The organism is Sulfobacillus harzensis, assembly GCF_012933365.1.
Classification (GTDB): domain Bacteria; phylum Bacillota; class Sulfobacillia; order Sulfobacillales; family Sulfobacillaceae; genus Sulfobacillus_B; species Sulfobacillus_B harzensis.
Map to the genome: position 1 here is coordinate 61,743 of NZ_JABBVZ010000004.1, position 22,483 is coordinate 84,225.

Below are 22,483 nucleotides of genomic sequence, written 5' to 3' on the forward strand. Positions count from 1 at the left end.
TTAGGCCTCCTGAGGCTTGGGAGTACCCATGAGGGATTCGGCTCGCTCCAACAGCTGGTTGGCTCGCTGACTGAGCGACTTGGCTTCCTGGTACAGGCGGAGACTCTCACCCAACGGGGCGCGGCCCGTCTCCAAGAGCTTCACAATCTCTTCCAGCCGCGCCATGATGCTTTCGTATTGGTCTAAATCGCGCTCCTCATTCATCTGGCTTTTCATCCCCCTTGGGCGGCGTCGGCCTTACCCAGACGCTCCCGTCATGCCAATGCACTTCATAGCTCTCATCCCATTGTATCGCATTGCGGGTGACCAAAGTCCCCCGATCATCCGACACATAAGCATACCCGCGCTCCAAAGGCAATTCAGGATTCAAAAGCGGCAACTGCCCCATAATCCGCTCCAGGCGGTGACGACGTTCCATAGTCTGCCGCTCGTAGGCCCGCTCGGCACGCTCATCGAGCCGGTCTAAGAGATGTCGGTATTCCCGAAACAGCGTTTCCGGGTGCGCCAACAACCCGTGCGCCACCCAACCCTGTATGCGATTTCTCTCCCAGGTGAGGCGCTGGGTGAGAGCCGCGTCCAATCGCTCTGCCAAATTGTCCTGCCAGGCCTTCAGTTGAACCAGTTCCGGCACGGCCAATTCGGCTGCCGCGGACGGCGTGGGGGCCCGCAAATCGGCCACCAGATCGACCAGCGTGGTATCAATCTCATGCCCCACGGCGGAGATGACCGGCACTGGCGAGGCAAACACCGCCCGCACCACCGCTTCCTCGTTGAAGGCGGCCAGGTCTTCCTTAGCACCGCCCCCGCGGCCAATGATGAGCACATCCACATCCTCACGGCGAATCTTCGCCAACGCCTCAACAATGCTGGCCGCCGCTTCCCGTCCTTGCACCAATACGGGATAGAGCACGACCGGCATGCCCGGAAATCGCCGCGCCACCACCGTCTCAATGTCGAATCGGGCCGCGCCGGTGCCCGAAGTGATCACCCCCACGGCGCGCGGCACCAGCGGCAGCCGGCGCTTGGGACGCGAAAACAAGCCCTCCTGGTAGAGGCGCTGTTTGAGCATCTCCAGTTGGAAATCCTGCGAGCCCCGCCCCATGTCGCGAACCAAGGAAACATAAAGCTGTGTTTGCCCGTCGCGTTCAAACACGCCCACCCGCCCGAAAGCCAATACCGCCATTCCATCTTTCAGCGGCTCCTTCAAGGTGGCGGCGTCCCGGCGGAACATCACCGCCCGAATCTGGGCGGTTTCATCCTTCAACGTAAAATACCAGTGGCCGGAGCTATGGTGGCGTACCCCGCTCAACTCGCCTGCGACCCAGATTCGCTGCCACTCATCCACGCCTTCGACTAACCGCCGAATAGCGGATACCAGTTCGCCGACCGTGAACGTTTTCATCGGAGTCCCCGATAGGCGGTCCAGGTGTTTTTGAGAAGCTCGGCAATGGTCATTGGCCCCACCCCTCCGGGAACTGGCGAGAGCGCCCCGGCGTGTCCTTCAAGCGACTCCCGGTCGACGTCACCCACTAAGCCATTTTCGGTCCGATGAATGCCCACATCGACGACCACCGCTCCTGGCTTGACCCAGTCGCGGGTAACCAACCGCGGCCGACCGGCCGCGGCTACCAGCACATCCGCCTCCCGCGCCACACGCCACGGCTCTTCTGACCGGGAATGCAAAATGGATACTGTGGCATGCCGCGAAAGCAGTAACAAGGCGGTCGGCAACCCAACCAGAGCGGACCGCCCCACCACCACGGCGCGCCGGCCCGCCAACTCCACGTGATAGGCGTCCAGCAAATCCATAATGCCCGCAGGCGTACAGGGCCGAAGCCCGGGCGTCATCTCCACCAGCGCCCCTTGGCTTGCCTGTGTCAGCCCGTCCACATCTTTCTCCGGGCGGATGGCCTCAATGACCCGGCGGCGATCAACCCCCTGGGGCAATGGCAGCTGCACGAGAATGCCGTGAACGGCGGGATCCTCATTTAACTCCTTCACCACCGCCAGCACATCCTCCGTACGGCTGTCTTCAGGAAGCCGCTGCTCAATCGAGCGCATCCCTACGGCGCGCGCCGCCTTGCCCTTGTTGCGCACATAGATTTCCGACGCCGGGTCATTGCCCACCAGCACCACAGCCAGCCCCGGTTCTGAGCCGCTTTGACTAATTTCCGTCTTCAGTCCCTCGCGGATGCGGGCGGCAACCGCTTTGCCGTCAAGAATCGTGCTCATTCTTCTCGTCCTCCTCATCGGCCAAAAACCGCTCCTGCGCAATTAGTGCTATTCCCACGGCGTTGTCCCGACTCCACTCAGGGGCTGCAAACCCAATCTGCCAGCCGTTTTTCTGAAGACGCGCCGTCATCACCCGGCGGAGATGCGTATTGGCGGCCACCCCGCCCACCACCAAGAGATGGCCTGGTGGGGCTGCCGCCTCCACCAGAGCCGACAAGCTCCTTGAAATCGACTCCATGACTCCCTTGGCTAAAGCGGTCGGCTCGGCGCCCTCCCGCAGGGCTCGCCGGGCCGCGCTCTCCGGCCCGGAGAAGCTTGTCCACCATCGACCATCTCGCGACCGGGGGCGGGACCAAGGAAGCGCAAGGGGCGCCGCCGCCGACTCGGCCAAGCGATCCAGTTCTGGACCGGCTGGAAAGGCCAGCCCTAAGGCCACTCCCACGCGATCCACAAACTGCCCCGCATACAAATCGTCGCTACCTCCCACAAGATCGATCGACCAGGGGACCGTGCGGCGGTCGACGCGAAGCAACTCGGTCGTACCCCCGGAAATATGCAGAGCCAAGAAGGGATCTGCGGGATCCCAGGCGGCGCTCCAGAGTCCCGCCCGGATGTGGCCTTCTTGATGGGTGCAGTGAATGAGCGGCACCCCCCGCCCCAACGCCACCGCCTGGGCGGCCAGCATCCCGGCCAAAAAAGGCGGAAGGTACGAGTCCGGTGTGGGACGGGGAGTCTGGGACGCTCCCACGACCACTAAGCGATGGCGATCCAAACCGTCCATGACCCGTTCCAGCATGGCGGGCAAATTTTTCACGTGATAGAAAAGCGCCTCGCTCGGCCTCAGACCGCGGCTGCCCATCGGGACCGGGAGCAGCTGGCGCTCTTGACGCACCAACCTCCCATCGGCCGCCACAGCCGCTACTGAGGTCGTATAGGCGCTAGTATCGAGTCCAAGACTCCAATCACTAGGAATGAGGGCGATCCGGATCACCTTCTGGTCTTACTTGCGTGGCAATCGATGCGAGCACGCCGTTAACAAACTTTTTGGCTTGGTCGGTACTGTACGCTTGAGCCAACTCCACCGCCTCATCAATGATGACGGAGATGGGAATGTCCGGCTCTTCCGCCATCTCATAAGCGCCCAAGCGCAAAATATTGCGATCAATGGCAGGCATACGGTGAATGCGCCAATCGCGTGCCGCCGCCGAAATCCATTCGTCCAGCGTCTTTTGGCGCGCCACCGTCCCTTCGACCAGTTGCCGGGCGTAGGCGCGATCAGTTTCCGAGGCCCCGTCTAGGGTGCGATCCAAAACGCGCGGCAGGGTCGCCTGTGCCAAATCATATTCGAACAATATCTTCAGCGCCAATTCCCGTGCATGGTGCCGAGCCACGCTTCATCCTCCCTGCTTGTCCGCTTGCTCGTCGGTTTTGAAAGCCACCCCTTGAATGTGGATGTCCACCGTCCGCACGACAAGACCGGTCGTCCGCTCCACCTGCGCTTTCACGTGCTCTTGCACCTTCTGCGCCACCTCGGGAATGCGGACACCATACTTCACCGTCAAACTCACCGCCAAATCCACCTGCCGGTCTTCGACATCGACACGAACCCCGCGGGATTGGGAGCGCCGGCCCAACATATCGTTGAGACCCGACGCCACCCCGCCCGCCAAGCCCTTGACGCCCTCCACTTCCGTTGCCGCCAGGGCGGCAATTTCGGCAATGACGTCGTTCGCGATGTGAATGGTCGGCATGGCCGGCGCTTGTCCTAAGGCTTGGCCTTCTTGCACTCAGCTTCCCTCCTTTATGCGCCTTTAAACCGCTCACCAAGGAAGTTAATGTGGATGCGGCCTTGTTGAAACTCGGCGTCCTCCATTAATTGCTGGTGCATCTGAATGGTGGTCTTAACCCCGTCAACTTCAAACTCCGACAACGCGCGGCGCATACGCGCCACCGCCTCATCGCGGTCCCGGCCCCAGGTGACCAGCTTGGCCAATAACGAGTCATAATAGGGCTGTACAACGTAGCCGGCTTGGGCTGCCGCATCGACCCGCACCCAGGGTCCGCCGGGCTCCTTCCAGGTGGTAACGGTGCCTGGACTAGGCCGAAACATGGCATCGGGGTCTTCGGCGTTAATGCGGCACTCGATGCTCCAGCCCTGCATCTTGACATCTTCTTGGCGAATGCTGAGCGGCAGTCCGGCCGCGACCCGAATCTGCTCCTTGACGACGTCAACTCCCGTCACCATTTCGGTGCACGGGTGCTCCACCTGCACGCGGGTGTTCATTTCCATGAAATAGAAATGACCGGTGTCATCTAACAAAAACTCCAAGGTCCCGGCGCTCACATAATCCACTGCCCGGGCCGCCTTACGAGACGCTTCGCTCATTTGTTCACGAATCTCCGGGGTCAGAGCCGGTGATGGCGCCTCCTCCATGACCTTTTGACGCCGGCGCTGCAAGGAACTCTCGCGTTCACCCAACGTCACCACGTTCCCATGCTTGTCGGCAATCACCTGAATCTCAATGTGGCGTGGGTTCAAGAGATACTTTTCAAGGTACACGTCGCCTTGGCCGAAAGCGGATTTGGCTTCGCGGCTCGCCCGCTCCAAGGCGTCTTCCAGCCCGTCGGCGCTTTCCACGATGCGAATGCCGCGGCCCCCACCGCCAAACGATGCCTTCACCAAAATGGGATAACCGATTTGCTCGGCAATGGCGCGCGCCTCGGCGACATCCGATACCGTCCCCTCGGTCCCGGGCACCACCGGCACCCCGGCCTCCTTCATAATGCGGCGGGCTTCCGCCTTAATCCCCATTTTTTGAATGGCATCGGCCGGAGGGCCGATGAACACGAGACCCCAGGTTTCGCACACCCGGGCAAAATGGTCATTTTCAGACAAAAAGCCGTATCCCGGGTGAATGGCTTCAGCCCCCGTGTGAACGGCCGCATTGATAATGTTGGGAATATGTAAGTAACTCAGTGTGGATTGTGCCGGCCCAATGGGAAAGGCTTCGTCGGCATAATGCACGTGCGGGGCGTCTTTGTCGGCGTCCGAATACACGGCCACGGTCTTAATGCCCAACTCCCGGGCCGCACGCATGACTCGAATCGCAATTTCGCCCCGGTTGGCCACCAAAATCTTATTAAACATGCCATCCTCCCCTTCTCCATTGACTAATAGACCACAACCCGAGAGCAATGTCTAGGGGGACAACTGTCCCCCTAGGTCCCGCCAATATTAGGATTTGGGTAGAATCACCACGTCTTGCGGGGGAAGTCCCGTGACCATGGTAGCCGTATCGGCAATCCGCGCCACCTGTTTCTGAGTGAGGCGGGCAGCCCCGACTTGGACCACCACTTGATTCCCCGCGACGGTCGCCGCCGACAGCGGAAATCCGCGTCCCGACAAAAGTCCTTCGATGCGCGTCTCCTGCTTTAACTCCTGCGTGTCGCGCACCAGAGTGGCCGAGGCCTGCGCCTTCGCCGCCTTGGAGATTCCGCTGTTCTTTATGAGCGCCTGCAACGTGGCAATTTCCTTAGACATGAGCTGATCCCGCTTCATGCGGAAGTTGACAAAGTAGTTCTCCAGATTGGTGGTGTTCTGCTGAACCTTGGCGGTGACGCCCCCCCGGGCGGTAACCGCCGTGTCCGGGCTGGTACGGTGGTAGACCACATAACCCAACAACACCGCCAACACGGTCACAAACGCGGCAAAACGAATGACTTGCGGACGCTTCATTGCACTTCCTCCTTCACAGCACTTCGGTACTAATTGGGCAATACCAGCACTTGGTAGGGCTGGATCTGAAGCAAGGTTTGCACGGCTTGGGCAATCTCACTGCGAATCAGCGGTCTTTCGGCCGACGGAGAGACCACCACCACGCCTCCCACGGCGGGTCCAATTTGATCGAAGGGAACCACCGTCTGCCCGGAATTGGTGGTGACAACCACCGGCTGGGTTCCATTGCCGCTTCCGGAACTATCCACATACTGGGACTGAATGCTGCGAGTCAGGGTCACCGCGACGGAGACGTTGTGGACGCCGGGAATTTTCGTCAGGATGGCCGCCACTTGAGATGAAATCTGGCGCTCCTGCCGTTGAAGCGGCGTCTTCGGGATCGACGTCGACGCCGGCCCCGGATGGCTGGATGGGGGTGACGGGCGGGGCGCGCCGAAACTGCCAAACCCCAGAAGCAACACCCCCACACCGCCAATGACAATCAACCGTACCAGGCTCTTCTTGTCCTGCTGAATAAATTTATGCCACCATTCGCGATATCCGTTGGCCATTGGACTCCCTCCTAACCCTGTACCTCATGGGATCGGTCGACGACAAGATGGATGGGGGGCGCCTTCCCCATCGTCACTTCGAGTGCCGCCTTAACGTAATGACGCACCCGCTGCGCCGTCACGCTGTCGGACGCTGTCTGGACCACCGCCCCCACCCGGCCGTCGGCTTCCATCGTGAGCTGGCAGCTGGCGATGTGGGGCATGCTGAGGACAATCGCCTCCGCCTGATGCAGTTCCTCCGTGGTTACCACGGTGCTGTATCCCGCGGGCGTATTCGTCCACCCAGCCGCGTCGCTGGCTTGAGCCACATGGTGCAACTGTCGCATCCACCCCCATAGCGGATGAATCATTACGGCCAGAATCACCAAGCCCACGACTAATCCGCCATACCGTTTCATATCGCCTTTGGGCAGCAGGTAGTCCACCAAATTTCCTAAAAGCACAACAACAATCAGGACCTTCAGCCAATCGCCCACCGCACTCATTACAGCTGCACTCCGTTGGTGGTGCTGACCACAACCGTCACCACTAGGAAAAACATCAACGCCACGGCACCTGCAATCGCCATCAGCCATCCCAGCGCATTCGCCATGAGATTTAAGGCGGCGCCGACCCCTGGCACGCCCAAGGGTTCGGATGCGGCAGCCCCGACGCGATAGAGCGCCATCATGGCAAACAGCTTGACCAGCGGGAAGGCCACCAGGGCGATAATGCCCAGCGCGCCGAACACCGACACCGCATTCTTTAGCAGCATGGAGCTTCCTAAAACGGCCTCCATGGCATCGGAAAACATCTTGCCAATCACAGGAACAAAGGTATTCGCGAGAAATTTTCCCGTGCGAAGCGTCACCCCATCCGCTACCGATCCGGCCGCACCTTCGACCGCCATTACACCCAAAAAGAGCGTCATCAACCCGCCCAGCAGCGTGAGCCCCACCGTGCGGAACAGGCCGGCCAGATTTTTCAGCGAAAATCTGGGGAGCCACACCGAAATCAGTTCGACTAAGGTTGCCATCAGAACCAGCGGCAGCACCCACTGTTTGGTCAATACCGCGACCACATTGGTCACCAATAGCATCAGAGGGTGAAAGATACCGGCCGAAGCAACCGCCCCGCTCCCCGCGATGAGCACCATCAACAGCGGGATGAGCGACTCCATGAAGTGCACCAAATTGCCCACCAGGCTGCGCACCATGGTGATGGCCACGCCAAAGGAGTGCAGCGCCACCAGAATCAGCGCCGAAACCACCACCATTTGCGTCAGCGCCACTAGACCCTGTTTGTCGTTGGTTTCAAAAGTCTCACCCAGACGGGCGAGAAGAGCTGCCAGCACGGTCAGGAGAAAGATGATGCCGAGAACCCGGCCTTCAACCCCCAGGTCGCCTAGCAAGGCGGTCCCCAGGGCCGCCAAGAGGGTTTGGGGATCAAACGGCACTTTCTTTTCCAAGACGGCATGCGCAATTTGGCCCACGCTGGGCAGAGCCGGCCCGCCCGATTGATGAATCATCTGATTGACACTCTGCTCGAGACCGGTGGTATTGAGCGACTGAATTTGCTGATTCACCAAGTGGGGAACCGAGGCTGCCCAGACGGCGTGAGGCGCCATGAGAACGCCCCCCACGGCCAGAACCAACCCCATCCAGCGTGCACGCATGTCGTCCCCTCCCCATCCGGATTAGCCGGGAATGAGTTTCAACACCGTTTCGGTGATGCTCGCCACCAGCGGTACTGCCAGCAGCAAAATTGCGATTTTCCCTGCCAGCTCAATGCGGAGTGCTGTTCCACCCTCGCCGCTGTCTTGAGCCAATTGGGCCACAAACATCGTCAAGTACGCGATCCCAATGACCTTCAACAACAGCGCCAAGTATTGGACGGGAATGTGCGCCAGTTCCGAAATGCGCACGAAACTCGAAACCACCCGGGAAATATCGGGCACGATGATGAGCAGCATCACCACGCCCACGGCCAGTCGCACGACCACTCCGATGTCTTGGCGTTGTTCCTTGACCACCATCACCAACACCGTGGCCATAAGCCCCAAACCCAGCACCCGCAATAAGTCCAGCAACGGGAGTCCCCCTTAGAGGTTGAACATGGTGCGGACCGACTGAAAGAGCTGGGCCACCTCCCGCAGCACCATCAAAAAGCCGATGGCAATGCCGGCCAGCGCCACCAGTTGCCCCCATTCCTTGCGATCCAGCCGTTCCAGCACGCTGTATGCCACCGTGACCAAGATGCCGATTCCGGCCAGCTTGAATATCAGGTCGACGCCTGCCATTTCCTCACCTCTTGTCACAGCATCAGAATGACCACCATCACACCTAAGGCGCCGACCAATGCGGGATATAGTCGGCCATCCTGCGCTTCTTTACGTCGCGCCTCCTCAATCAGACGCGAAAGTTCGGCCTGCACCGCCTGCAACTCGGATCGCTGCGCTAGGGCATCGGTGCGTCCCAGCACTCGTCCAAAGTCCCGCAGCAAGGCTCGGTCTTCGTCCCATAGGCCAGGCACGCGTTCCAACATCGCGCTCCACAGTTCGCCGACATCGGCATCGGGATGGCCAAGGTTCCCGACCAATTGCGTGACCGCGGGGGCAATCAGCCCTAGACCGCGACTCGCCTCCGGCAAGGCGCTGGCCAACGGCATCTGTTTGATCACAATGAACGGATCCAACCGGCGGGCCAACCGTTGAAAGGCTTCCAGGGTCAACACCCGCATTCGGAAGGGACGGCTGGCCAGCCGCCCCAATCCCACTGCGGCTACCACAACCAACAAGGCCGCGGCTAGCTTTAGGGCCATCACCTTCGCCCTCCGTAGGTCCACACCTCGGTCACCGTGCCGGGCGCCGGCTGGGCTGCCAGGGTGACCACGGCATCAAACACTCCCGACTCTAGACACTCCCGGTACTCGCGGCGGGCCACTAAATCGGCCCGCGACCGAGCATGAACAGTCGCCAGCATTCCCACGCCGGAGTAACGGGCCTTAAAGACGGCTTGCAGATCCCCGCCATCGCCGAGCTCGTCGACGGCAATAAGCTCAGGCCCCAATGTTCTGAGGGCCACCTCAATGCCCTCTTTCTTGGGCCAACCATCCAGCACGTCCGTATGCATGCCTAAGTCGTGGCCTGATCCCCCGGTCCCCCCGAACCCGGAGATCTCAGACCGTTCATCCACCACGACAATGCGGCGCCCCTGGTCGCTCAACACCCGTATGAGGTCGCGCAACAAGGTGGTCTTACCCGCTCGCGGGGGCGATATCAACAGCACTCCGCCCAACGGCAGGCCTTCGGCCTCGATCCGCTCCCACAACGCCTGGCCGGGCCCCATAACCGCCCGCGCCACGCGTACATTGAGCCCGCTGATCTGGCGCACGCTCTCAACGTGGCCGCGGACCACGACAGCCCGACCGGCGATGCCAACACGGTGGCCTCCGGCCAACGTCAGATACCCGCGAGAGAGTTCGTCCGCCCGTGCGTAAAGGGAATACTCGGCAAGCACCGCCACAATCCGCTCCATATCCTCAGCGCTGACTACCTTCTCGGACAGCGGCGCCTGCCAGCCGGTCCCGTAGAGATATACGGGGCGGTTGAGGCGAAAACGAATCTCCTCCAGGGTGGCAAAGCGGTCCCGCGGCAAATCCAACACCGCTTGTCTCCATGGGTTTGGAAGATAATGCCACGGTCCCATTTCACACCTCCTGAACCCCGGGACCTCGTCCCAGTTGTGTAATGTCTATGGGACAGGTCACCAGCTTATTCCAATTGCGACAGTGCTGCCCATCTGTCAGGGCAATAAAAAAGCGCCTTCCCGGCACCGGCGTCTGCCTCCAGCCTGAATGGCACGATTATGCGAATCGGTTGGGGTCCGCATGAGTTCGTTGGCAATCGGAGGGAGGCTCTAGGTGGAAGACGAGGCGTGAATATCGCGCTCACCCGGCTCACGGGGGCACAAAAAACGCGGCACCGAAGTGCCGCGCCGTAACGTCAATCGAACAACTCTTCCTCGTCGTCGTCCGTGACCCAATCCCCCTCGTCATCCACGACGAGATAATCCTCATCCGAATCGAAGACAACGTTACCGCAGTGGGGACAGGTCAACTGGATGCCGTCCTCGTTGAAGAGTGCTTCGTTATAGGAGGATTCCAGTTCGCATACTGGGCATTCCAGTTCGATGTAGGAGACGTCATCGTCGTCTGCCGAGTCGAACAGGTCGGTGTCCTCGTCGTCATCATCCCCAAGATACACGTCCTCTTCCAAGGACATCAAATCGGAGTCAATTTCCTCCACGTATTCCTCTAATTCCTCTTGGTTCTCAGCGACCTCCTCAACATCCAAGGTCAGCTCGCGAAGAACTTCGACCATATCGGCCAATATCTGTCCTTCGCGTCCGCGCTCACGCAAGTCCATGCGTTCAGCGCGGCTGGCGAGCTGAGAAACCCGACGCCGCAGTTCTGCCACAAGACCACCTCCTTAGCCGTTACGTTCATAAGCTAACCAGACGCCCGCTTTTCATACAAAAAGCGGCGCCAAAGAGATGGCGCCGCGCTAAACCCTTTTCGCTCTATGCACGCCCCACGTACAGGCCCGTGCGCGTGTCCACCGTGACAACCGTACCGGGCTCAATGAACAACGGCACTTTGATCACCGCACCAGTCTCCAGCGTGGCGGGTTTGGTGCCGCCGGTGGCGGTGTCGCCCTTAAACCCAGGGTCGGTCTCCACGACCTTCAAGTCGACGCTGTTGGGCAACTCTACACCAATGCTCGCGCCCTTGAAGAGCACCACATGACACAGCATATTCTCCTTCAAAAACCGCACGCCATCGCCAATATCGGCCGACGAGAGCGTAATTTGCTCAAAGGTCTCCGTATCCATGAAGGTGTACTCATCGCCGGAATTGTACAAGTACTGCATTTCCCGCTTTTCAACACGGGCCGCCGGCACTCGCTCGCCAGCATTAAACGTACGCTCCACCACGCCGCCGGTCTGGAGATTCTTCAACTTGGTGCGAACAAACGCCGATCCCTTTCCCGGCTTGACATGCTGGAATTCAATCACCTGAAAAACGACGCCGTCAATTTCCAATGTCACGCCATTGCGAAAATCGTTGCTCGAAATCATGGAAACGCTCCTCTGCCAATACTCGGGGTTTTTCCCGTTCCCCTGAACCTCTTGACCAAGATATCACATTCGTGTTGTTGTGACCATTCTCACGCCTTTTCCAACAGATAACGGACCGCTAAGTGATAGCCGAACTCGCCTAACCCGCTAATCTGCCCTTGCACCGCCGGTGCAACCAGCGAATGAGCCCGAAAGGACTCCCGCTGGTAGATATTGGAGAGATGCACCTCGATGGCCCGGAACTCCAATCCCAGAAGACAATCCCGCAGCACGTAGGATTGATGGGTTAGTGCTCCGGGGTTGATGACCAGATGTCTCACGCCCTCATTATGCCAACTTTCGAGTCGATCAATGATCTCTCCCTCATGATTGCTTTGAAAGAAGAGAAAGGTCACCTCGGGAAAGGCCGAGCGAAGGTGTTCCTCCAAAGCCGCTAACGTCAGGTGCCCATAAACCTCCGGCTGGCGTTGACCCAGCCGCCCGAGGTTGGGCCCGTTGACGATGCCGATGCGCATCATGCCTCAATCCCCGGCAGCGGATGGGCATCGGCCAGCGCTCGCACCCGCGCCGAAAGCGGCGCCAAATCCTCGTCCGAGGACGCTTGAATGGCAGCTGCAATGATGTCGGCCAATTCGTCCATGTCCTCAAGGCCTAACCCGCGGGTCGTGACCTGCGGGGTGCCAATCCGAATCCCCGAGGTCACGGTTGGCTTTTCCTGATCAAACGGAATGGTGTTCTTGTTGACGGTGATGCCCACCCGCGCCAACCGCGCCTGGGCCTCCTTGCCGGTGATGCCGCTGGTCCTGACGTCGACCAACATCAGATGGTTGTCGGTTCCGCCGGATACCAGGCGCAGTCCGCGATTCATCAGTCCCTCGGCCAATCGGGCGGCGTTGGCCACCACCCGCTCCTGATAGGCGCGGAACTCCGGTTGCAATGCCTCATGAAAGGCGACCGCCTTGCCGGCAATGGCATGCATCAAGGGACCGCCCTGAAGGCCGGGAAACAGGGTCTTGTCAATGGCCTTGGCCCACTGGCTTTGGGTTAGGATAAAACCGCCGCGCGGCCCGCGAAGCGTTTTATGGGTGGTGGATGTGACAAAGTGGCTGTACGGCACGGGATTCGAATGCAGCCCGGCCGCCACCAATCCCGCAAAGTGCGCCATATCCACCATTAAGAGCGCCCCAACCTCGTCGGCAATCGCCCGAAAGGCGGCAAAATCCCACGCCCGCGGATAGGCCGAGGCACCTGCCACAATAAGTGCTGGCTTGACGGCAAGCGCCCGCTGCCGAACCTGATCCATGTCCAGCCGTTCGGTGGCCGCGTCCACTTGATAGTGCTCGGCATGATACAGTTGGCCCGATACGCTCACCGGGCTTCCATGCGTGAGATGACCGCCGTGGCTCAATTCCAACCCCAAGATGGTGTCGCCCGGTTTGAGCACGGTCAGATAAACAGCCAAATTGGCAGGCGCGCCGGCATGCGGCTGAACATTGGCGTGCTCGGCTCCGAACAATTGTTTAAGCCGCTCGCGGGCCAAGTCCTCAACCACATCCACATTTTCGCAACCGCCATAGTAGCGGCGCCCTGGATAGCCCTCAGCATATTTGTCGGTCATGACCGATCCCACCGCCTCGCGCACCGCGGGCGATGTCCAGTTTTCCGAGGCGATTAACTCAAGATGATGCTGTTGGCGCCGTTCCTCGTCGCGAATGGCCTGAAAGACGGCCGGATCTACCTGTTCCAGCCAGGACATCACGATTCCCCCTTTAGTTGCTGCCAGGTCAAGACCGGATGCCGCGCGGCCTCCGCTTCGTCGAATCGCCGCACCACCGTGTGATGGGGGGCCTCGTGCACCACATCCGGATTCTGATCAATCTCATCATCAATGGCACGCATGGCCTCGATGAACCGGTCCAGCGTCTCCTTCGACTCGGTCTCCGTAGGTTCGACCATTAAGGCTTCGTCCACCACCAACGGGAAATACACGGTGGGCGGATAGAAGCCATAGTCGATAATCCGCTTGGCGACATCCAGCGCCCGCGCCCCTCGCGCCTTCTGCGGCGTCAAGGAGAGCACGAACTCGTGCTTGACCGTGCGGTCATAGGGAGTCCGGTAGCGCTCCGACAACTGCTTTAAGAGATAGTTGGCGTTCAACACAGCCGTCTCCGACACCGCCTTGAGCCCTTCTTGGCCATGGGAGCGGAGATATGCATAGGCTCGGACCAAGACGCCCACATTGCCGTAATAGGACCGGACTTTACCAATCGAACGGCCGACATGGTAGTCCCAATACAAGCCCTCGGATCCTTGCCGCAGGCGGGGATAGGGCAGATACGGCTCCAGTTTGGCCGTCACCCCCACCGGGCCCGACCCCGGTCCTCCACCACCATGGGGGGTGGAAAAGGTCTTGTGCAAATTCAGATGCACCACATCAAAGCCCATATCGCCGGGACGCACCCGTCCCATGATGGCGTTGGCATTGGCTCCGTCGTAATAGAGCAATCCGCCTGCTTGGTGCACGATGTCGGCAATGGCCAAAATGTCCTCCTCAAACAATCCCAAGGTGTTGGGATTGGTCAACATCAACCCCGCCGTGTTTTCGTCCACCATTTGGGCCAGCGCATCCACGTCTACTCCGCCGCGGGTGTTGCTGGGCACCACCTTCACCTCGAACCCAGCCATTGAGGCGGTTGCGGGATTGGTGCCGTGGGCCGAATCCGGGACCAAAATGGTCCGCCGATTCTCACCCCGGTCGCGAAGATAGGCTTTAATCATGAGAATTCCGGTCAACTCGCCATGAGCGCCAGCCGCCGGCTGCAGCGAGACCGCATCCATGCCGGAGATTTCTTTCAGACCATCTTCCAAGGCTTTCAGGAGTGTCAACAAACCTTGCACGGTGGAATCGGGCTGCAGCGGATGAACATCGGCGAATCCCGGCAAGCCCGCCGCCCAGTCATTCACCTTGGGATTGTATTTCATGGTGCAGGATCCCAAGGGATAAAAACCGGTATCCACCCCGTAGTTCAATGTGGACAACGCGGTGTAATGCCGTACCACATCATTTTCCGCCACCTCGGGAAGGCCCAAGGGAGTCCGGCGAATCAATTCCGCGGGGATATGGGCTTCCAGGTTGAACGATGCCACGTCCGAATGGGGCTCAAAGCGCACCCCCCGACGGCCGGGCCGGGACTTCTCAAAAATCAACGGGACATCCATTGCGCCACCTCCTCCACCAAACGGTCACAGTCCGCCTTTGTGCGCCGCTCCGAAACCGCCAATTGCCAAAGTCCCCGCCACGACTGGTCAAATCGGCCGAGATGAAATCCTCCCAGGATCTTCTTATCCAACAGGTGGCGATTCAGGTCATCAACATCGCCCGGGACGTGTATGGCAAACTCGTAAAGAAAGGGCGCGGACGGCGAAGGGGCCCGCTCCAGTCCTAAACTCCGCAAGCGTTCTTCCAAGTAATGCGCCATTTGCGCGGAGCGCAGCGCCACCTCGCGAAGTCCGCTCGACCCCACCAATGCCATGTAAATTGTGGCCATCAAGGCGTTTAGGGAATGATTGGAGCAAATATTCGAGGTCGCCTTCTCCCGGCGAATATGCTGCTCACGGGCCTGCAACGTCAGCACAAACCCGCGCCGGCCCTCGACATCCTTGGCCACGCCAACCAAGCGTCCGGGAATTTTCCTGACGAAGGGCTTCTGTACGGCAAAGTAGCCAAAGGTGGGGCCGCCGTATGTTAAATGGTTGCCCAGCGGCTGGCCCTCGCCGACGACAATGTCGGCCCCCATTTCGCCCGGCGGGGTTAAGAGCGCCAACGCCACCGGGTCGCATGCGGCGACCGCCAGCGCCCCCACCTGGTGCGCCCGTTCGATGGCACGGGGGGCGAGCGTCACTTGGCCTAGCATATCCGGGTACTGAATCAGCACGGCGGCCGTCTGGGGCCCCACCTGGGCTTCCAAATCCTCAAGACTGTCGGCCACCACCAGCTTGGCCCCCCGGGCCTGAACATAAGTTTTCACCACCTGAAGGCTGTCCGGATGCAATCCTTTCAGCGCGGCCACTTCCGTCCGCCCGCGCCCTTGCCCCAATGCCAGCAAGGCCGCTTCACCCACTGCCGACGCCCCGTCATACATGGAGGCCTGCGCCGCATAGGTGCCCGTCAGCGACTGAATCATACTTTGAAACTCAAAAATGGCCGCCAGCGTCCCTTGCGACAGTTCCGCCTGATAGGGGGTATAGGAGGTCACAAACTCGCCGCGGCTGGCCAACGCGCCCACAGCAGCCGGAATGTACCGGTCGTAATAGCCGCCTCCTAAAAAGCTCGGCACCTCGTTCACGTTGAGGTTCTCGCCGGCCAGACGGGACAGATGCTGGCTCAGCTCCATTTCGCTGAGCGCCTTGGGCAGATCTAACGGGCGCTTGAGTCGCGCCTGTTCGGGAATGTCTTCAAAAAGCTCATCCACCGACGAAATGTTCAGGGCATCCAACATGGCCTGATATTCATCGGGGGTATGCGGTATGTATCGCACCTTATTCTCCCTCAGTGTGTTTTTGATAGTCCTGTGCTGACATGACGTCTCCGGGTACCGCGTCCTCCAACTCGAAAATCCATCCCTCACCGTAGGGATCCTGATTAATCAATTCCGGGTGGTCGGCCAAGGCCTCGTTAACCCGCACAACCCGTCCGCTGGCGGGGGAATACAGATCAGCCACCGATTTGACCGATTCAATCACGCCTACCGCATCGCCGGCTTCCACCGTGGTCCCGACCTCGGGGAGTTCGACAAACACCACATCGCCAAGCGCCTCGGACGCGTAGGCACTCACCCCGATGCGCCCGTCAGCATTAATCCACTCATGGTCGGCAGTATATTTGAGGTTCTCTGGAATGGCCACAACTATCCCTCTTTCTTCTGATTTGCGCCGGCCTGGGCACGGCGGTAAAACGGGGTCTTGACCACGCGCGCCGGTATGGTTCGATTTCGTACCTGAACGCCCAACTCAGTTCCCACTGGCCTGTATTCCGGATCGACGAGCGCCAAGGCAATGGCCGAACCTAACGTCGGCGACTTGGTTCCCGAGGTTACCACTCCCACAGCCGCTCCCTGGCTATTCAACACCGGATATCCGCTGCGGGCAATGCCGCCTTCCACCTGAAGACCCACCAGCCGGCGTCGGACACCCTCCTGCTTTTGCCGGACCAAAGCCTCCCGGCCGGCAAAGTCGCCCTTGTCCCATTTGATGAAAACCCCTAAGCCTGCCTCGAGCGGCGTAATGTCGGCCGTCAATTCATGCTCGTAGAGCGGCAGGCGCGCCTCCAACCGAAGAGTATCGCGCGCTCCGAGGCCAATCGGACGCACCCCGCGCTGATATAAGGCTTCCCACACGGTTATGATGTCGTCCCAGGGGAGATACACTTCAAACCCATCTTCGCCCGTATAGCCGGTTCGGGAAATTAGGGCATCGACCCCCGCCACCTGTCCGCGTAAAAACCGGTACGACGCGACGTGATCTAAATCCTGATCGACCAGGGGGGACAAAACTGCCGAGGCTTCCGGTCCCTGGAGCGCAATGAGGCCCGTTTCCCCACTTTTATTCTTGAGCGAAACCCGCTCGGCGCCAGCCGCCTGATTGATCCACTGCCAATCCTTGTCCAGATTGCCCGCATTCACAACCAGCATGAATCGCTCGGGTGCGAGACGATAGATCAAGAGATCGTCCACCGTTCCCCCATCCGGATAGCACATCGGGGTGTAGAGCGCCTGCCCTACGGCCAGTGCCGACGGTTGGTTGGTCACCAAGCGGTCCAAAAAGCCGGCCGCCTCCCCGCCCTCCACCAAGAACTCTCCCATGTGGCTGACGTCAAACATGCCCACATGCTCGCGAACCGTACGATGCTCCTCCAAGATGCCGCCCGGATACTCCACCGGCATCAAGAAGCCTCCAAACTCCATCATTTTGGCACCATGCTGGCGGTGCCAATCCGAAAGCGGCGTCTCCCGCACACTGTCACTCCCTCATCGCTGCGCCCAGGGGCGCGATTCACTTCATGATACCGTGATGCCCCAACAAATGGAACGTCTTAAAGGATGGTGGACACCGCGTTCAACACCGTCTCGCGCTGGATTCCCTTTACCAGCCGCGGCGAACCGGGGCTTTCCAAGAGCACCCAGGTGAGTCCTCCTGCGCGAGCCTTCTTGTCCCGGTGAAGCTGCTCCCATAGCGCCTCAAAATCCACGGGTGCAAAGAGACGTTGAGGAAGTTCCCACCGCTCCATCCACTGGGCGGCTTCGGCCCGCACCCCGGGGTCCAGTCCCAACAGCTCCTCGGAAAGGGACAACGCCACCAGCGTCCCCAGTCCTACCGCCTCCCCGTGGGTGAGCACCCCATAGCCGAAAAGCGCCTCCAGCGCATGGCCCACCGTATGGCCTAGATTAAGAAACATGCGCGGTCCTGCCTCGAAGGGGTCCTGGTTCACGACCGACACCTTGAGTTCCGCGCAAGCCCGAATAACCGGCTGCCACTCGACCAGGGTGTCCGCGCTCGGCATTGGGAGGGAACCCACCGTGTCGTAGAGGGAACCGCCGGCAATCAGTGCCGATTTTATAATTTCCCCGAGCCCGGTTTGCCACTCGCGACGGGGCAAGCTGGCCAAAAACCGTGGGTCCAACACTACCAACTCTGGCAAATGAAACGCGCCCACCAGATTCTTTCCCCAACGGGTGTTGACACCCACCTTGCCCCCGATGGCGGCATCGACCTGTCCCAAGAGGGTTGTGGAAACGGCCACCCACGAAAGGCCCCGAAGATACGTGGCGGCCGCGAAACCGATGAGGTCAGTGGCTACGCCGCCGCCCACGGCGACCACGACCGTATCGCGGGCCGCCTTTTGCTGAGCGAGCCACTCATAGACAACCGACACGCTCTCCAATGTCTTGGCCGCTTCGCCTAAAGGCAAGGAGAAATAGCCATCCGCTCCAGCTTTGTCGGTCACCGAAGGCATCCACTCTGCCAGTTGCTGGTCGGCCACGACTAGACGGCGCGGACCCACACTTTTGACCAATGAATCCCAGTCTGATCCGAAGATGAGCCGCGACGAGTCCTCCCGACGTTCTTTAATGATGGGCTCTTGTTCAGGCATCGGCCGCCCCCCTCCACCAGCTTAATATGCACGCCGCAACCTTTTCGGCTGGGATAGATGCGACATCCACGCGCCAATCCGCCAATCCCTCGTAGATCGGCCGCCGCTCATTAGCCAGCGTCTCAAAAAATGATGCTCCCCGCGCCGCCAGCGGCCGATCGGGGCCATAGGCTCGTTGGTAAAGGACTTCCGCCGGGGCATCCAACCACACCACGGCGAAATGGGAAGTCAGGATCTTTTGGCTTTGGGGATGAACAGAAGCCCCCCCGCCCAACGCCAACACGAAAGGCCCGGGGCGCAGGGACAGGCCCGCCAGAGTTCGCTGCTCAAGCTCCCGAAAGTAGGCCTCGCCCCGCCGCTGGAAGATCTCTGCAATGCGGAAGCCCTGCTCGCGCTCAATGAGGACGTCCAGATCCCAGGCCGGCACCGAGGCGTGTTGGCCCACCAGCTCTGCCACACGGGACTTTCCGGCTCCCATCATGCCGATCAGCGCTAACCGGCTAGAACTCTTGGACATAACGCGTCCACGCGTCAAGACGCTGATGAATCTCGGCCACTGAATCGCCGCCGAACTTTTCTAACATGGCATCCGCCAGCACATGCATCACCATCGCTTCGCCGATTACCACGGCCGCCGGCACCGCCGTCACATCGGAGCGCTCCACGGTCGCCAAGAACGGTTCTTTGCTTTCAATGTCAAAGGAACCGAGAGGCGATGTCAGCGTAGATAAGGGCTTCATGCCCACCCGCACTTTAAGCGGCATCCCGGTGCTGATGCCGCCCTCGAGTCCGCCCGCGCGGTTGGTGCGGCGCGAAAAGCCCTGGTCGCGCTCCCACCAGATGGCATCGTGCACGCTGGACCCCTGATGCTCAGACTGATCAAAGCCGGTCCCGACCTCGACCGCCTTCATAGCGGGAATCGAGAGCAATGCGGCGCCCAATCGCGCCTCCAAGCGGCGATGCCAGGAGACATAGCTGCCGAGTCCCACCGGGAGTCCAAACGCGACCACCTCAAAGGTGCCCCCTAAGGTGTCACCCGCCTCCTTGGCTTCATCGATGGCGCGCATCATGGCCTGGGCCACCGTTCCATCGACGACCCGCACCGGCGAATCCTCCGCTTGCCGAATCTCCTCCAACGTGTAATCCGCCGCCGCAGCGTGGACCGGTCCAATACTGACCACATGGCCATACACCTCAATGCCAAGCGATCGCAGAAAAGCCCGAGCGACAGCTCCGAGTGCCACCCGCATGGTGGTCTCACGGGCGGAAGCCCGCTCCAGCACGTTTCTCAAATCGCGGTGTCCATACTTGATCCCGCCCACCAAATCGGCGTGCCCGGGCCTGGGACGCGTCACCACCCGATCGGGCGTCCCGGCATCGGGGGACATCGACTCGCGCCAGTTATCAAAATCACGGTTAGTCACAGTGAGAGCCACGGGGCTTCCCAAGGTGCGGCCATGCCGCACCCCGCCCCATACCTCCACCCGATCCCGTTCAATCGACATACGGCCGCCGCGCCCATATCCCTTTTGGCGCCGCGCCAAATCCTCGTCAATGACCTCACGGGTCAACGGGATACCAGCGGGTACCCCCTCCACAATTCCCACCAGACCCGGTCCATGGGATTCCCCCGCCGTTACGTAACGCCACTTTTCCAATATCGCGCCCCCCTAATGCACCAGATCTAATAAGCCGACGAAACCGCCGACCGCCAAAAACGGTCCGAGCGCCATCACGCCGGATCCGCGGCGGCGGCTGACAACCAGCACCAACGCAAAGATTCCCGCCGCCCACATACCGGCCACCACGCTTACTAGACCCGATGGATATCCCAACCCAAAGGCTAGTACACCAGCCAATTTGACATCACCCATGCCTAATCCTCCATGGGTGACCACGTGAACCATTAAATAAAAGAGAAAAACAGCTCCTCCAAGAATCACCGCCCAGAACCAGTGGCCATAGGCCGATCGGGCAATGCCCCCCCAAAAAAGCGCCGCCACCACGAATCGGTTGAGAATAATATGATGGCGCCAGTCGACCGCCGCCACTACCGCCAGGATGGCGACCAGACCCACCTGCCAAAAGGCAATGTGCGGCACAAGCAATGCCATGCCGGAGCCCGCCAACGCCGTCACAACCGAGGCTCCGATCCGGTCTTGAGCCGTCATGGCCGCTCCCCACCAGGGAACGCTCACATAGACAAGTGCTGCCCATAAAAGAGCCAGGAGAACGCCTACGACCATTCCTGCACCGCGTCCCGCATGACGGCAACGGGCCCGCGATATCCAAACCAGGCCACCCAACTCCAAGCCGCTTGCTCCACCAACAACTCCAGACCGTCCACCACCGAGACACCCCGGGATTCCGCCAACGCCAGAAAACGGGTGCGCCGAGGCCGGTACACCCAATCCACGGCCATTCCTCCCGGTGCGGGGAGCGGCCAATCCGTCTCCTGTTCTTCGTGAATTTGGCCAAGTGGCGTCGCGTTCACCACTACCTGCCAATCCCTTGGCTTCAGCCGCTCGCCCCAGGTCAGGATGTGCTCGCCAAAGACGACGCCGGATGGATGGCGAGCGGCAACCCAAACCTCATAGCCGCGGCTCGCTAGCACAGCAGCCGTCGCCCGAGCGACACCGCCTGCACCCAAAATCAACGCAGGACCGCCGTGGCCGGGGGGAACTTTTGTTTCAAGCGCTTGACAATCGGTGTTGTCGCCAACCCAGCCCCCGTCCTGCCAGACCAGGGTATTTGCCGCGCCCGCCTGCTTCACCCATTCGCTGGCCGCGGAAAGATGCGGCAAAACCTCTTCTTTGAGAGGCCGCGTGAGATTGACGCCGCGCCCACCCAGCTTTTGAAAGGCGGCCAATTTTAACGGCAACGCATCGCTGGCTACCTCGACGGGCAGATAGAAGGCCGAGATTGCGTTATCTCGGAAGGCATGGTTATGAATCTTGGGGGATAACGAATGCAGAATAGGTTTTCCGAATACCGCATAAAGCGCCAGGGAATCCGCCACCGCCGCCTCCTTAGGAACGGTTGTCCGTCATCGACAACGGCTCTCGGTCCGGCAGCAGCATCCGCTCAACCCGGCGGACCACTTTAGTGGCCCAATACTCCCTCTCATTCATGGGACGCACCAAAATGGTAAAGAGATTGAGACGGTTGCCCCCCAAAATGTCGGTAAAGACCTGATCTCCGACCACCGCGGTCTCGCGGTGGTGGGTCCCCATTTTACGCATAGCTTGGCGAAACGCTCGCCGACGCGGTTTGGCCGCTTTGGCAATCGCCATGACGCCGACCTCGCGGCTAAAGGATTCCACCCGATCGCTGAGATTGTTGGAAACAATGCAGGTCTGGAGCTCGTACTGACGCACGCGCATGAGCCAATCCATCAGTTCCTCGGACGCGTTAGGCTGGTTCCATCCCACCAGGGTATTATCCAAATCCAGAATCAAGCCCTTGACGCCCCGAGCGGTGAGCCGGGAAAGGTCAATGTCGTATATGGACTGCACGAAAAGTCGTGGTTGAAGGATGTCAATCAATGGCCGCTCGCTCCCTTCCCCACCATTCTGTGTCAGTATACCAGGAACTATGAGAGGACGGGAATTTGTCGATGGAAATTCCTCTTGAGGGGCATTCTAACAAAGTCTGGTTGACAATTTGGCGTACACGGATACACTGAAGCTAGCAATAC

Annotated in this window: 29 protein-coding genes; all 29 read right to left on the reverse strand. The window is 60.1% G+C overall.

Annotation, left to right across the window (positions count from 1 at the left end):
• Complete coding sequence (xseB, locus tag HIJ39_RS02085; RefSeq protein ID WP_169096190.1) at positions 1-204, reverse strand: exodeoxyribonuclease VII small subunit; 204 nt, start codon at positions 202-204, stop codon at positions 1-3.
• Positions 197-1,402 carry an exodeoxyribonuclease VII large subunit gene (xseA, locus tag HIJ39_RS02090; RefSeq protein WP_169096192.1) on the reverse strand — a complete coding sequence of 402 codons (1,206 nt, stop codon included), beginning with the start codon at positions 1,400-1,402 and terminating at the stop codon, positions 197-199. Before xseA ends, xseB begins: the two co-directional genes overlap by 8 nt.
• Positions 1,399-2,232, reverse strand: a complete 834-nt coding sequence (gene folD, locus HIJ39_RS02095) for a bifunctional methylenetetrahydrofolate dehydrogenase/methenyltetrahydrofolate cyclohydrolase FolD (RefSeq protein ID WP_169096194.1) — start codon at positions 2,230-2,232, stop codon at positions 1,399-1,401. The genes xseA and folD overlap by 4 nt, the downstream gene beginning before the upstream one ends.
• A complete protein-coding gene (locus tag HIJ39_RS02100; protein ID WP_338055054.1) occupies positions 2,216-3,223 on the reverse strand; it encodes a tRNA (adenosine(37)-N6)-threonylcarbamoyltransferase complex transferase subunit TsaD in 1,008 nt (335 codons plus the stop codon). The genes folD and HIJ39_RS02100 overlap by 17 nt, the downstream gene beginning before the upstream one ends.
• Positions 3,198-3,623 carry a transcription antitermination factor NusB gene (nusB, locus tag HIJ39_RS02105; protein WP_169096196.1) on the reverse strand — a complete coding sequence of 142 codons (426 nt, stop codon included), beginning with the start codon at positions 3,621-3,623 and terminating at the stop codon, positions 3,198-3,200. The genes HIJ39_RS02100 and nusB overlap by 26 nt, the downstream gene beginning before the upstream one ends.
• Positions 3,624-3,626: 3 nt before the next feature.
• Positions 3,627-4,019: an Asp23/Gls24 family envelope stress response protein gene (locus HIJ39_RS02110; RefSeq protein WP_338055055.1), complete on the reverse strand. Its 393-nt coding sequence runs from the start codon at positions 4,017-4,019 to the stop codon at positions 3,627-3,629.
• 14 nt (positions 4,020-4,033) lie between these two features.
• On the reverse strand, positions 4,034-5,380 hold the full coding sequence (gene accC, locus HIJ39_RS02115; RefSeq protein ID WP_169096198.1) for an acetyl-CoA carboxylase biotin carboxylase subunit: 1,347 nt from the start codon (positions 5,378-5,380) through the stop codon (positions 4,034-4,036).
• A gap of 87 nt (positions 5,381-5,467) precedes the next feature.
• Positions 5,468-5,968, reverse strand: coding sequence for a SpoIIIAH-like family protein (locus HIJ39_RS02120; protein WP_169096200.1), 501 nt, complete (start codon positions 5,966-5,968; stop codon positions 5,468-5,470).
• A 29-nt stretch (positions 5,969-5,997) separates the two neighbouring features.
• Positions 5,998-6,519, reverse strand: coding sequence for a hypothetical protein (locus tag HIJ39_RS02125; RefSeq protein WP_169096202.1), 522 nt, complete (start codon positions 6,517-6,519; stop codon positions 5,998-6,000).
• Between the two features lie 11 nt (positions 6,520-6,530).
• Positions 6,531-7,004 carry a stage III sporulation protein AF gene (locus tag HIJ39_RS02130; protein ID WP_169096204.1) on the reverse strand — a complete coding sequence of 158 codons (474 nt, stop codon included), beginning with the start codon at positions 7,002-7,004 and terminating at the stop codon, positions 6,531-6,533.
• Entirely contained in the window at positions 7,004-8,173 is a 1,170-nt protein-coding gene (gene spoIIIAE / locus HIJ39_RS02135) for a stage III sporulation protein AE (protein WP_169096206.1), read from the reverse strand. The genes HIJ39_RS02130 and spoIIIAE overlap by 1 nt, the downstream gene beginning before the upstream one ends.
• Positions 8,174-8,194: 21 nt before the next feature.
• The gene (locus tag HIJ39_RS02140) at positions 8,195-8,587 is read right to left on the reverse strand and encodes a SpoIIIAC/SpoIIIAD family protein (RefSeq protein ID WP_169096208.1); all 393 of its coding nucleotides are present in this window, start codon (positions 8,585-8,587) and stop codon (positions 8,195-8,197) included.
• A gap of 12 nt (positions 8,588-8,599) precedes the next feature.
• Positions 8,600-8,797, reverse strand: a complete 198-nt coding sequence (spoIIIAC, locus tag HIJ39_RS02145) for a stage III sporulation protein AC (protein WP_169096210.1) — start codon at positions 8,795-8,797, stop codon at positions 8,600-8,602.
• Positions 8,798-8,811: 14 nt separating this feature from the next.
• The gene (locus tag HIJ39_RS02150; RefSeq protein ID WP_169096213.1) at positions 8,812-9,318 is read right to left on the reverse strand and encodes a stage III sporulation protein AB; all 507 of its coding nucleotides are present in this window, start codon (positions 9,316-9,318) and stop codon (positions 8,812-8,814) included.
• On the reverse strand, positions 9,318-10,205 hold the full coding sequence (locus HIJ39_RS02155) for an ATPase, T2SS/T4P/T4SS family (protein ID WP_169096215.1): 888 nt from the start codon (positions 10,203-10,205) through the stop codon (positions 9,318-9,320). The genes HIJ39_RS02150 and HIJ39_RS02155 overlap by 1 nt, the downstream gene beginning before the upstream one ends.
• Positions 10,206-10,501: 296 nt before the next feature.
• The gene (locus tag HIJ39_RS02160) at positions 10,502-10,975 is read right to left on the reverse strand and encodes a CD1247 N-terminal domain-containing protein (protein ID WP_169096217.1); all 474 of its coding nucleotides are present in this window, start codon (positions 10,973-10,975) and stop codon (positions 10,502-10,504) included.
• A 103-nt stretch (positions 10,976-11,078) separates the two neighbouring features.
• The gene (gene efp / locus HIJ39_RS02165) at positions 11,079-11,636 is read right to left on the reverse strand and encodes an elongation factor P (protein WP_169096219.1); all 558 of its coding nucleotides are present in this window, start codon (positions 11,634-11,636) and stop codon (positions 11,079-11,081) included.
• 89 nt (positions 11,637-11,725) lie between these two features.
• Entirely contained in the window at positions 11,726-12,154 is a 429-nt protein-coding gene (locus tag HIJ39_RS02170; RefSeq protein ID WP_243239278.1) for a type II 3-dehydroquinate dehydratase, read from the reverse strand.
• Positions 12,151-13,392: a serine hydroxymethyltransferase gene (gene glyA, locus HIJ39_RS02175; protein WP_169096221.1), complete on the reverse strand. Its 1,242-nt coding sequence runs from the start codon at positions 13,390-13,392 to the stop codon at positions 12,151-12,153. The genes HIJ39_RS02170 and glyA overlap by 4 nt, the downstream gene beginning before the upstream one ends.
• Positions 13,392-14,855, reverse strand: a complete 1,464-nt coding sequence (gene gcvPB / locus HIJ39_RS02180) for an aminomethyl-transferring glycine dehydrogenase subunit GcvPB (protein ID WP_169096223.1) — start codon at positions 14,853-14,855, stop codon at positions 13,392-13,394. The genes glyA and gcvPB overlap by 1 nt, the downstream gene beginning before the upstream one ends.
• A complete protein-coding gene (gcvPA, locus tag HIJ39_RS02185; RefSeq protein ID WP_169096225.1) occupies positions 14,840-16,174 on the reverse strand; it encodes an aminomethyl-transferring glycine dehydrogenase subunit GcvPA in 1,335 nt (444 codons plus the stop codon). The genes gcvPB and gcvPA overlap by 16 nt, the downstream gene beginning before the upstream one ends.
• 1 nt (position 16,175) lies before the next feature.
• Positions 16,176-16,541 carry a glycine cleavage system protein GcvH gene (gcvH, locus tag HIJ39_RS02190; RefSeq protein ID WP_169096227.1) on the reverse strand — a complete coding sequence of 122 codons (366 nt, stop codon included), beginning with the start codon at positions 16,539-16,541 and terminating at the stop codon, positions 16,176-16,178.
• A gap of 2 nt (positions 16,542-16,543) precedes the next feature.
• On the reverse strand, positions 16,544-17,650 hold the full coding sequence (gene gcvT, locus HIJ39_RS02195) for a glycine cleavage system aminomethyltransferase GcvT (RefSeq protein WP_169096229.1): 1,107 nt from the start codon (positions 17,648-17,650) through the stop codon (positions 16,544-16,546).
• A gap of 77 nt (positions 17,651-17,727) precedes the next feature.
• Positions 17,728-18,786, reverse strand: a complete 1,059-nt coding sequence (gene aroB, locus HIJ39_RS02200; protein WP_169096231.1) for a 3-dehydroquinate synthase — start codon at positions 18,784-18,786, stop codon at positions 17,728-17,730.
• Entirely contained in the window at positions 18,779-19,303 is a 525-nt protein-coding gene (locus tag HIJ39_RS02205) for a shikimate kinase (RefSeq protein WP_169096233.1), read from the reverse strand. The genes aroB and HIJ39_RS02205 overlap by 8 nt, the downstream gene beginning before the upstream one ends.
• Positions 19,287-20,444, reverse strand: a complete 1,158-nt coding sequence (gene aroC, locus HIJ39_RS02210) for a chorismate synthase (protein ID WP_169096235.1) — start codon at positions 20,442-20,444, stop codon at positions 19,287-19,289. The genes HIJ39_RS02205 and aroC overlap by 17 nt, the downstream gene beginning before the upstream one ends.
• A 12-nt stretch (positions 20,445-20,456) precedes the next feature.
• Positions 20,457-21,032 (reverse strand): prepilin peptidase, encoded by a 576-nt coding sequence (locus tag HIJ39_RS02215; RefSeq protein WP_169096237.1) that lies wholly within the window; start codon positions 21,030-21,032, stop codon positions 20,457-20,459.
• Positions 21,023-21,805, reverse strand: a complete 783-nt coding sequence (locus tag HIJ39_RS02220) for a shikimate dehydrogenase (RefSeq protein ID WP_169096239.1) — start codon at positions 21,803-21,805, stop codon at positions 21,023-21,025. The genes HIJ39_RS02215 and HIJ39_RS02220 overlap by 10 nt, the downstream gene beginning before the upstream one ends.
• A gap of 10 nt (positions 21,806-21,815) precedes the next feature.
• Positions 21,816-22,331: a YqeG family HAD IIIA-type phosphatase gene (locus HIJ39_RS02225; protein WP_169096241.1), complete on the reverse strand. Its 516-nt coding sequence runs from the start codon at positions 22,329-22,331 to the stop codon at positions 21,816-21,818.
• Positions 22,332-22,483 lie beyond the last annotated feature (152 nt).

Coding starts and splice junctions, on each gene's coding strand:
- xseB (WP_169096190.1), bottom strand. CDS start 204: ATGAATGAGGAGCGCGATTTAGACCAATACGAAAGCATCATGGCGCGG.
- xseA (WP_169096192.1), bottom strand. CDS start 1,402: ATGAAAACGTTCACGGTCGGCGAACTGGTATCCGCTATTCGGCGGTTA.
- folD (WP_169096194.1), bottom strand. CDS start 2,232: ATGAGCACGATTCTTGACGGCAAAGCGGTTGCCGCCCGCATCCGCGAG.
- accC (WP_169096198.1), bottom strand. CDS start 5,380: ATGTTTAATAAGATTTTGGTGGCCAACCGGGGCGAAATTGCGATTCGA.
- HIJ39_RS02120 (WP_169096200.1), bottom strand. CDS start 5,968: ATGAAGCGTCCGCAAGTCATTCGTTTTGCCGCGTTTGTGACCGTGTTG.
- HIJ39_RS02125 (WP_169096202.1), bottom strand. CDS start 6,519: ATGGCCAACGGATATCGCGAATGGTGGCATAAATTTATTCAGCAGGAC.
- HIJ39_RS02130 (WP_169096204.1), bottom strand. CDS start 7,004: ATGAGTGCGGTGGGCGATTGGCTGAAGGTCCTGATTGTTGTTGTGCTT.
- spoIIIAE (WP_169096206.1), bottom strand. CDS start 8,173: ATGCGTGCACGCTGGATGGGGTTGGTTCTGGCCGTGGGGGGCGTTCTC.
- spoIIIAC (WP_169096210.1), bottom strand. CDS start 8,797: ATGGCAGGCGTCGACCTGATATTCAAGCTGGCCGGAATCGGCATCTTG.
- HIJ39_RS02150 (WP_169096213.1), bottom strand. CDS start 9,318: ATGGCCCTAAAGCTAGCCGCGGCCTTGTTGGTTGTGGTAGCCGCAGTG.
- HIJ39_RS02155 (WP_169096215.1), bottom strand. CDS start 10,205: ATGGGACCGTGGCATTATCTTCCAAACCCATGGAGACAAGCGGTGTTG.
- efp (WP_169096219.1), bottom strand. CDS start 11,636: ATGATTTCGAGCAACGATTTTCGCAATGGCGTGACATTGGAAATTGAC.
- HIJ39_RS02170 (WP_243239278.1), bottom strand. CDS start 12,154: ATGATGCGCATCGGCATCGTCAACGGGCCCAACCTCGGGCGGCTGGGT.
- glyA (WP_169096221.1), bottom strand. CDS start 13,392: ATGTCCTGGCTGGAACAGGTAGATCCGGCCGTCTTTCAGGCCATTCGC.
- gcvPB (WP_169096223.1), bottom strand. CDS start 14,855: ATGGATGTCCCGTTGATTTTTGAGAAGTCCCGGCCCGGCCGTCGGGGG.
- aroB (WP_169096231.1), bottom strand. CDS start 18,786: ATGCCTGAACAAGAGCCCATCATTAAAGAACGTCGGGAGGACTCGTCG.
- HIJ39_RS02205 (WP_169096233.1), bottom strand. CDS start 19,303: ATGTCCAAGAGTTCTAGCCGGTTAGCGCTGATCGGCATGATGGGAGCC.
- HIJ39_RS02215 (WP_169096237.1), bottom strand. CDS start 21,032: ATGGTCGTAGGCGTTCTCCTGGCTCTTTTATGGGCAGCACTTGTCTAT.